Origin of the sequence: Aeromonas sp. 55A (genome assembly GCF_051919665.1) — a bacterium.
GTDB lineage: Bacteria > Pseudomonadota > Gammaproteobacteria > Enterobacterales > Aeromonadaceae > Aeromonas > Aeromonas veronii.
The window spans coordinates 1,750,339-1,757,500 of the sequence record NZ_JBQBEH010000008.1 but is presented as its reverse complement, the minus strand read 5'-3'; the positions used below and the strand labels follow the sequence as shown (position 1 = coordinate 1,757,500).

The 7,162-nt window shown below is 52.8% G+C and carries 14 protein-coding genes (1 of these 14 cut by a window edge); all 14 read right to left on the bottom strand.

Features of this window, described 5'->3' with window-relative positions; all coding sequences use genetic code 11:
- Positions 1 to 773: the 5' portion of a DNA-directed RNA polymerase subunit alpha gene (locus ACTG2G_RS12240; RefSeq protein ID WP_005307997.1), read on the bottom strand. The gene continues 217 nt to the left of window position 1, outside the view; only the first 773 of its 990 coding nucleotides appear in the window; its start codon is at positions 771 to 773; the stop codon falls past the left edge of the window.
- A 25-nt stretch (positions 774 to 798) separates the two neighbouring features.
- A complete protein-coding gene (rpsD, locus tag ACTG2G_RS12235; protein WP_005342696.1) occupies positions 799 to 1,419 on the bottom strand; it encodes a 30S ribosomal protein S4 in 621 nt (206 codons plus the stop codon).
- A gap of 39 nt (positions 1,420 to 1,458) precedes the next feature.
- Positions 1,459 to 1,848, bottom strand: coding sequence for a 30S ribosomal protein S11 (gene rpsK, locus ACTG2G_RS12230; RefSeq protein ID WP_005307993.1), 390 nt, complete (start codon positions 1,846 to 1,848; stop codon positions 1,459 to 1,461).
- A gap of 14 nt (positions 1,849 to 1,862) precedes the next feature.
- Positions 1,863 to 2,219 carry a 30S ribosomal protein S13 gene (rpsM, locus tag ACTG2G_RS12225; protein ID WP_005307991.1) on the bottom strand — a complete coding sequence of 119 codons (357 nt, stop codon included), beginning with the start codon at positions 2,217 to 2,219 and terminating at the stop codon, positions 1,863 to 1,865.
- A 139-nt stretch (positions 2,220 to 2,358) separates the two neighbouring features.
- Entirely contained in the window at positions 2,359 to 2,472 is a 114-nt protein-coding gene (rpmJ, locus tag ACTG2G_RS12220; protein WP_005319705.1) for a 50S ribosomal protein L36, read from the bottom strand.
- Between the two features lie 27 nt (positions 2,473 to 2,499).
- Positions 2,500 to 3,828 carry a preprotein translocase subunit SecY gene (gene secY / locus ACTG2G_RS12215; RefSeq protein WP_005340602.1) on the bottom strand — a complete coding sequence of 443 codons (1,329 nt, stop codon included), beginning with the start codon at positions 3,826 to 3,828 and terminating at the stop codon, positions 2,500 to 2,502.
- Positions 3,829 to 3,836: 8 nt separating this feature from the next.
- On the bottom strand, positions 3,837 to 4,274 hold the full coding sequence (gene rplO / locus ACTG2G_RS12210) for a 50S ribosomal protein L15 (protein WP_005340604.1): 438 nt from the start codon (positions 4,272 to 4,274) through the stop codon (positions 3,837 to 3,839).
- A gap of 2 nt (positions 4,275 to 4,276) precedes the next feature.
- Positions 4,277 to 4,456 carry a 50S ribosomal protein L30 gene (gene rpmD, locus ACTG2G_RS12205; RefSeq protein WP_005307985.1) on the bottom strand — a complete coding sequence of 60 codons (180 nt, stop codon included), beginning with the start codon at positions 4,454 to 4,456 and terminating at the stop codon, positions 4,277 to 4,279.
- Between the two features lie 6 nt (positions 4,457 to 4,462).
- Complete coding sequence (gene rpsE / locus ACTG2G_RS12200) at positions 4,463 to 4,963, bottom strand: 30S ribosomal protein S5 (RefSeq protein ID WP_005340605.1); 501 nt, start codon at positions 4,961 to 4,963, stop codon at positions 4,463 to 4,465.
- A gap of 14 nt (positions 4,964 to 4,977) precedes the next feature.
- Positions 4,978 to 5,331 (bottom strand): 50S ribosomal protein L18, encoded by a 354-nt coding sequence (gene rplR, locus ACTG2G_RS12195; RefSeq protein ID WP_005340606.1) that lies wholly within the window; start codon positions 5,329 to 5,331, stop codon positions 4,978 to 4,980.
- A gap of 9 nt (positions 5,332 to 5,340) precedes the next feature.
- The gene (gene rplF, locus ACTG2G_RS12190; protein WP_005340607.1) at positions 5,341 to 5,874 is read right to left on the bottom strand and encodes a 50S ribosomal protein L6; all 534 of its coding nucleotides are present in this window, start codon (positions 5,872 to 5,874) and stop codon (positions 5,341 to 5,343) included.
- 13 nt (positions 5,875 to 5,887) lie between these two features.
- Entirely contained in the window at positions 5,888 to 6,280 is a 393-nt protein-coding gene (gene rpsH, locus ACTG2G_RS12185) for a 30S ribosomal protein S8 (protein ID WP_005307980.1), read from the bottom strand.
- A 21-nt stretch (positions 6,281 to 6,301) separates the two neighbouring features.
- Positions 6,302 to 6,607 (bottom strand): 30S ribosomal protein S14, encoded by a 306-nt coding sequence (gene rpsN / locus ACTG2G_RS12180; RefSeq protein WP_005340609.1) that lies wholly within the window; start codon positions 6,605 to 6,607, stop codon positions 6,302 to 6,304.
- A gap of 10 nt (positions 6,608 to 6,617) precedes the next feature.
- Positions 6,618 to 7,157, bottom strand: a complete 540-nt coding sequence (gene rplE, locus ACTG2G_RS12175) for a 50S ribosomal protein L5 (protein ID WP_005331162.1) — start codon at positions 7,155 to 7,157, stop codon at positions 6,618 to 6,620.
- Positions 7,158 to 7,162 lie beyond the last annotated feature (5 nt).

Here is a 7,162-nt window from a genome sequence, read left to right as displayed (position 1 = left end):
TCGACAGGACGTAGCAGAATCGGATCAAACTCGGGTTTCTCTTCTTTCTTCTCGGGCACGCTGACATCGCGCAGATCCACGAAGGCTTCCAGTTGCTCGGCCAGAATAGTGGCAGAACGACGGATGGCTTCTTCAGGATCCAGGGTACCATTGGTCTCCATGTCGATGACCAGCTTGTCCAAGTCGGTACGCTGTTCCACACGTGCTGCCTCAACATTGTAGGCAATACGAACGATGGGGCTGAACGCGGAGTCCAGCAGCAGGCGACCGATAGGACGCTCTTCGTCATCGTTGTGAACACGAGCAGAAGCAGGCACATAACCACGACCGCGCTGAACTTTCAGGCGCATGCTGATTTCAGCATTGGCACCAGTCAGGTGGCAGATTACGTGCTCCGGGTTTACGATCTCGACTTCATCACCGTGAGTGATATCACCAGCGGTAACGGGGCCTGTTCCAGACTTGGTCAGGGACAGAGTTACCTCGTCCTTGCCTTCCAGCTTCACAGCGATACCTTTCAGGTTGAGCAGGATTTCAAGAATGTCTTCCTGTACACCTTCTTTGCTGCTGTACTCATGCAGTACCCCGTCAATTTCGACTTCAGTAACTGCACAACCGGGCATAGAAGACAGCAAAATACGACGCAGGGCGTTGCCCAGCGTGTGACCAAAGCCACGCTCGAGTGGCTCAAGAGTCACTTTCGCATGAGTCGGGCTAACTTGCTCGATGTCAACTAGCCGCGGTTTAAGAAAATCTGTTACAGAACCCAGCATTGTGTCCTCTCTTTAGAAGCTAGCTTTACTTGGAGTAAAGCTCGACGATCAGCTGTTCGTTAATGTCGGCAGACAGGTCGGAACGCTCTGGCAGGCGCTTGAAGGCACCTTCCATTTTAGCGGCATCAACCTCTACCCAAGTCGGCTTCTCGCGCTGACCAGCAACCTCAAGGGCAGCTTTGATACGCGCTTGCTTCTTAGCCTTCTCACGAACGCAGATCACGTCCTCAGGGGAAACCTGGAAAGAAGGAATGTTCACAACGCGGCCGTTTACCATGATGGCCTTGTGGCTCACCAACTGACGAGATTCAGCGCGGGTAGCACCGAAGCCCATGCGGTATACGACGTTGTCCAGACGACCTTCCAGCAGCTGCAACAGGTTTTCACCGGTGTTACCCTTTTGACGGGCAGCGTCGCGGTAGTAGTTGCGGAACTGTTTTTCCAATACGCCGTAGATACGACGAACTTTTTGTTTCTCGCGCAGTTGCACACCGTAATCGGACAGACGGGGCTTGCGAGCGCCGTGCTGACCAGGAGCGGTGTCAATCTTGCACTTAGAATCAATCGCACGAACACCAGACTTCAGGAAGAGGTCTGTGCCCTCACGACGGCTAAGCTTAAGCTTAGGACCGATATATCTTGCCATCTTCTTTCTCCAACAATCCTAGACCAAGTAGCTACAGCGTTACACGCGGCGCTTCTTGGGAGGACGACAACCGTTGTGCGGGATCGGAGTCACATCAGTAATGTTAGTGATGCGGAAACCAGCCGCGTTCAGGGCGCGGATGGAAGACTCACGACCGGGACCCGGACCTTTGACCATGACTTCCAGGTTCTTGACGCCATATTCTTTGGCCATCTCACCAGCGCGCTCGGCAGCTACCTGAGCAGCGAACGGGGTGGACTTACGAGAACCACGGAAACCGGAACCACCAGAAGTAGCCCAAGACAGAGCATTGCCCTGACGGTCAGTAATGGTCACGATTGTGTTGTTGAAAGATGCATGAACGTGCGCAATACCGTCGCTCACTTGCTTTTTAACGCGCTTGCGAGCACGAGTCGGAGTTTTAGCCATTTTCTACCTTCCCGTTACTTCTTGATAGCCTTGCGCGGACCCTTACGGGTACGAGCGTTGGTCTTGGTACGTTGACCACGAACAGGCAGGCTACGACGGTGACGCAAACCACGGTAGCAACCCAGATCCATCAATCGCTTGATGTTCATGGAAATCTGACGACGCAGGTCACCTTCAACGGTGAATTTACCTACTTGTTCACGCAGACTCTCGATCTGAGCTTCGTCCAGGTCTTTAATTTTCACATTCTCAGCGATACCGGCTGCGGCACAGATGGCCTTGGAGCGGGTACGACCGACGCCATAAATCGCAGTCAAAGCGATGACTGCATGCTTATGGTCAGGAATGTTAATGCCAGCGATACGGGCCACTATTCACTCCTACATATAGTAGATTACGACCACCACAAAGCCCGTGAGCGGATACGTGGCGGTCAACCAATACACAACAAAAGTTGGCTGGCTATATTAGCCAGCACAACTATTTGTTGCAAGTACTAACCGTAAAAAATTAGCCTTGGCGCTGTTTATGCTTTGGCTCGCTGCAAATCACACGCACCACACCGTGACGCTTGATGATTTTGCAGTTACGGCAGATTGCCTTAACGGAAGCACGAACTTTCATTGCTTAACTCCGTAACTACGCCGACCTTTAGCGGCCGTAGCCCTTCAGGTTGGCCTTCCTCAGGACGTCGCCATATTGATGAGACATCATATGGGTTTGTACCTGAGCCATGAAGTCCATGATAACTACCACAATAATCAGCAGCGAAGTGCCACCGAAGTAGAACTGTACGTTCCAGGCAGTCATCAAGAACTGGGGTACCAGACAGATAAAGGTTATATAGAGCGCACCTGCCAATGTCAGGCGAGTCATAACCTTATCGATATAACGTGCTGTCTGCTCGCCCGGGCGAATCCCCGGGATAAAGGCTCCACTCTTCTTCAGATTATCTGCTGTCTCGCGGGGGTTGAACACCAGCGCGGTATAGAAGAAGCAGAAGAAGATAATGGCTGCTGCATACAGCATCTCGTAAAGCGGTTGACCCGGCTGCAGGACCATAGAGACCTGTTGCAGTATATCAGCTACTTTACCCTCGCCCTGACCAAACCAAGAGGTAATGGTCCCCGGGAAGAGGATGATACTGGATGCGAAAATCGCAGGAATCACACCAGCCATATTCACTTTCAACGGCAGGTGTGTGCTTTGCGCGGCAAATACCTGGCGGCCTTGTTGACGCTTGGCATAGTTAACGACGATACGACGCTGACCACGCTCCACGAACACCACAAAGTAAGTCACTGCGAAAACAATCAAGCCCAGCAACAACAACAGCAGGATGTGCAATTCCCCTTGACGTGCCTGTTCGGCCGTAGCGCCAATGGCATGCGGCAGACCAGCAACGATACCTGTGAAAATAATCAACGAGATACCATTACCAATCCCACGCTCGGTAATCTGCTCACCCAACCACATCAAAAACATGGTACCGGTGACCAGACTCACAACCGCTGTGAAATAGAAGCCCAGACCCGGATTAGTCACGAGTCCATGCATCATATTCGGCAGACCGGTTGCAATACCAATGGCCTGGAAAGTTCCCAAAACCAGCGTGCCCCAACGGGTATATTGGCTAATCTTGCGACGGCCGGATTCACCTTCTTTCTTGAGTTCAGCAAGAGCGGGGTGAACCACTGTCAGCAGCTGGATAATGATCGACGCCGAAATGTACGGCATGATCCCCAACGCAAGAATAGAAGCACGCGAGAGTGCACCACCACTGAACATGTTGAACATCTCAATGATGGTGCCCTTCTGTTGCTGGAACAACTCGGCCAGTACGGCGGCGTCAATACCAGGAATCGGCACATAAGAGCCTGCACGGAAAACGATAATCGCCCCGAGAACGAAGAGCAGACGGCTCTTCAGTTCACTCAGACCACCCTGTGCTTTAACATCCAATCCTGGTTTCTTAGCCATTGTACTGATTATTCCTCGATTTTACCGCCAGCGGCCTCGATGGCTGCGCGTGCACCTTTGGTGACGGACAGACCACGAACGGTCACAGCACGGTCAATGTTGCCTGACAGAACAACTTTAGCGAACACGATGTTCTTAGTAACAACACCGGCTTGCTTCAGAGTGCTCAGGTCGACCACATCACCTTCTACCAGGGCGATTTCGTTCAGACGCACTTCGGCAGAAACCAAAGATTTGCGAGAGAAGAAACCGAACTTCGGCAGACGGATTTTCAAAGGCATCTGGCCGCCTTCGAAACCGTTGCGAACTTTGCCGCCACCGGAACGAGAGGTCTGGCCTTTAACACCACGACCACCAGTCTTGCCCAGGCCGGAGCCGATACCACGACCACGACGTTGTTTTTCAGGCTTGGAACCAGCGGCCGGAGACAGAGTGTTCAGACGCATGCTTAGCCCTCCACCTTAACCATGTAATAAACCTGGTTGATCATGCCGCGTACGCAAGGAGTATCTTCCAGCTCAACGGTGTGACCAATGCGACGCAGACCCAGACCACGCAGAGTCGCCTTGTGCTTTGGCAGACGGCCGATAGAGCTGCGAGTTTGAGTTACTTTTACAGTGTTAGCCATGTCGCATTACCCCAGAATTTCTTCAACGCGCAGACCACGCTTGGCAGCGATCTGTTCCGGTGATTGACCGTGAACCAGAGCGTCTACAGTAGCGCGAACAACGTTGATTGGGTTGGTGGAACCGTAGGTCTTGGCCAGCACGTTGTGGATACCGGCAACTTCCAGAACAGCACGCATAGCGCCGCCTGCAATGATACCAGTACCTTGGGAGGCCGGCTTCATGAACACGGTGGAGCCAGAGTGAACACCACGCACCGGGTGGTGCAGAGTGCCGTTGTTCAGCTCAACCTTGTTCAGGTTACGCTTAGCCTGTTCCATTGCTTTTTGAATAGCAGCCGGAACTTCACGGGCTTTACCGTAACCGTAACCTACACGGCCGTTACCATCACCCACCACGGTCAACGCGGTGAAGGACATGATACGACCACCTTTAACAGTTTTCGAAACACGGTTTACTGCAATGAGCTTTTCTTGCAGTTCGCCGGCTTGAGATTCGACTTTAGCCATCTTCGACTCCTAGCTTAGAACTGAAGACCAGCGTCACGTGCGGCAGCTGCCAGGGCAGCGATGCGACCGTGATACTTGAAACCGGAACGATCGAAAGATACGTTCTGAACGCCTTTGGCAATAGCACGCTCAGCGATAGCCTTACCTACAGCGGTAGCAGCATCTGCGTTACCGGTGTATTTCAGAGCTTCACTGATGGCTTTCTCTACTGTGGAAGCAGAGGCCAGAACTTCGGAACCGTTGGCTGCAATAACCTGCGCATAGATATGACGCGGGGTACGGTGAACAACCAGACGGGTAGCTCCCAGTTCCTGCATCTTTTTCCGAGCACGAGTAGCACGACGGAGACGAGCTGCTTTCTTGTCCATAGTGTTACCTTACTTCTTCTTAGCTTCTTTAGTACGCACTTGCTCGTTGGCATAGCGTACACCCTTGCCCTTGTAGGGCTCCGGAGCGCGGTAAGCACGGATATCGGCGGCGACTTGGCCAACCAGCTGCTTGTCGACGCCACGCAGAACGATTTCTGTAGCAGTCGGGCACTCAGCGGTCACACCAGCCGGCAGCGCATGCTCTACCGGGTGAGAGAAGCCCAGAGCCAGCGCAACAGCATTGCCCTTGATGGAGGCTTTATAACCTACACCAACCAGCTGCAGCTTGCGCTCGAAGCCTTGGGTAACACCGATTACCATGTTGTTGACCAATGCACGGGCAGTACCGGCCTGAGCGTCAGCACCAGCGATGCTGCCGCGCGGGGCGAACTTCAGTACATTGTCTTCTTTGGTCACTTCTACACCGGCGTGAATAGAGCGAACCAGAGAACCTTTACCACCTTTGATGGTCAGTTCCTGGCCGTTCAGAGTCACCTCTACGCCAGCAGGAATAGTGACGGGTGCCTTAGCAACACGAGACATTTCCTACCTCCTATTAAGCGACGTAGCAGATGATCTCACCGCCCATGCTTGCTTTGCGAGCAGCACGGTCAGTCATCACACCTTTAGACGTGGACACGATAGCAACACCGAGACCGCCCATAACTTTCGGCAGATCAGTAGTGCGCTTGTAAATACGCAGGCCTGGACGGCTTACGCGTTGGATCAGTTCTACAACTGGCTTGCCCTGGAAATATTTCAGTTCAATTTCCAGTTCCGGCTTCACGTCACCAGCTACGGAGTAGCCAGCGATGTAACCTTCTTCTTTCAGCACTTTGGCGATAGCCACTTTCAGCTTGGAAGAAGGCATGGAAACCGCAACTTTGCTCGCCGCCTGACCGTTACGGATGCGGGTCAGCATATCCGCGATCGGATCTTGCATGCTCATAAGTCTAACTCCCGAGATTCGTTACCAAGAAGCCTTCTTCAGGCCCGGAATTTCGCCCTTCATGGCATGCTCACGCACCTTGATGCGAGACAGGCCAAACTTGCGCAGGAAACCGTGCGGACGACCAGTAATATTGCAACGGTTACGCTGGCGGGACGGACTGGAATCACGGGGCAGCTGTTGCAGTTGCAGTACAGCATCCCAACGCGCTTCTTCAGAAGCGTTCATGTCAACGATGATAGCTTTCAGCTCGGCACGCTTGGTCGCGTACTTGGCTACCAGCTTGGCACGCTTTGCTTCGCGCGCTTTCATGGATGTTTTAGCCATAACCCTAACCTTACTTGCGGAATGGGAAGTTAAAGGCAGCCAGCAGAGCACGGCCTTCTTCATCGGTATTCGCGGAAGTGGTGATGGTGATATCCAGACCACGGACGCGATCGACTTTGTCATAGTCGATTTCCGGGAAGATGATCTGCTCACGCACGCCCATGGAGTAGTTACCACGACCGTCGAACGCTTTAGCGTTCAGGCCACGGAAGTCACGGATACGCGGTACGGAGATGCAGATCAGCCGTTCCAGGAACTCCCACATACGCTCGCCACGCAGGGTTACTTTACAACCTATCGGGTAGCCTTCACGAATCTTGAAGCCCGCAACAGATTTGCGAGCTTTGGTGATCAGCGGCTTCTGACCGGAAATGGCAGCCATATCGGCAGCAGCATTTTCCAGCAATTTCTTGTCAGAGATCGCTTCACCAACACCCATATTCAGGGTGATTTTCTCGATCCGAGGGACTTGCATGATAGTCTTGTAACCGAACTGCTTGGACAGTTCATTTACTACATCGGATTTGTAGTAATCATGCAGTTTCGCCATCGTTA

What these genes read in the sequence shown, in the direction of transcription:
- rpmJ (WP_005319705.1), bottom strand. Translation starts at nt 2,472, where the DNA reads ATGAAAGTTCGTGCTTCCGTTAAGGCAATCTGCCGTAACTGCAAAATC.
- rpsE (WP_005340605.1), bottom strand. Translation starts at nt 4,963, where the DNA reads ATGGCTAAAGTCGAATCTCAAGCCGGCGAACTGCAAGAAAAGCTCATT.
- rpsN (WP_005340609.1), bottom strand. Translation starts at nt 6,607, where the DNA reads ATGGCTAAAACATCCATGAAAGCGCGCGAAGCAAAGCGTGCCAAGCTG.
- rpmD (WP_005307985.1), bottom strand. Translation starts at nt 4,456, where the DNA reads ATGGCTAACACTGTAAAAGTAACTCAAACTCGCAGCTCTATCGGCCGT.
- rplR (WP_005340606.1), bottom strand. Translation starts at nt 5,331, where the DNA reads ATGGACAAGAAAGCAGCTCGTCTCCGTCGTGCTACTCGTGCTCGGAAA.
- rplF (WP_005340607.1), bottom strand. Translation starts at nt 5,874, where the DNA reads ATGTCTCGTGTTGCTAAGGCACCCGTCACTATTCCTGCTGGCGTAGAG.
- rplO (WP_005340604.1), bottom strand. Translation starts at nt 4,274, where the DNA reads ATGCGTCTGAACACTCTGTCTCCGGCCGCTGGTTCCAAGCCTGAAAAA.
- rplE (WP_005331162.1), bottom strand. Translation starts at nt 7,157, where the DNA reads ATGGCGAAACTGCATGATTACTACAAATCCGATGTAGTAAATGAACTG.
- rpsK (WP_005307993.1), bottom strand. Translation starts at nt 1,848, where the DNA reads ATGGCTAAAACTCCGACTCGTGCTCGCAAGCGCGTTAAAAAGCAAGTG.
- rpsD (WP_005342696.1), bottom strand. Translation starts at nt 1,419, where the DNA reads ATGGCAAGATATATCGGTCCTAAGCTTAAGCTTAGCCGTCGTGAGGGC.
- rpsH (WP_005307980.1), bottom strand. Translation starts at nt 6,280, where the DNA reads ATGAGCATGCAAGATCCGATCGCGGATATGCTGACCCGCATCCGTAAC.
- secY (WP_005340602.1), bottom strand. Translation starts at nt 3,828, where the DNA reads ATGGCTAAGAAACCAGGATTGGATGTTAAAGCACAGGGTGGTCTGAGT.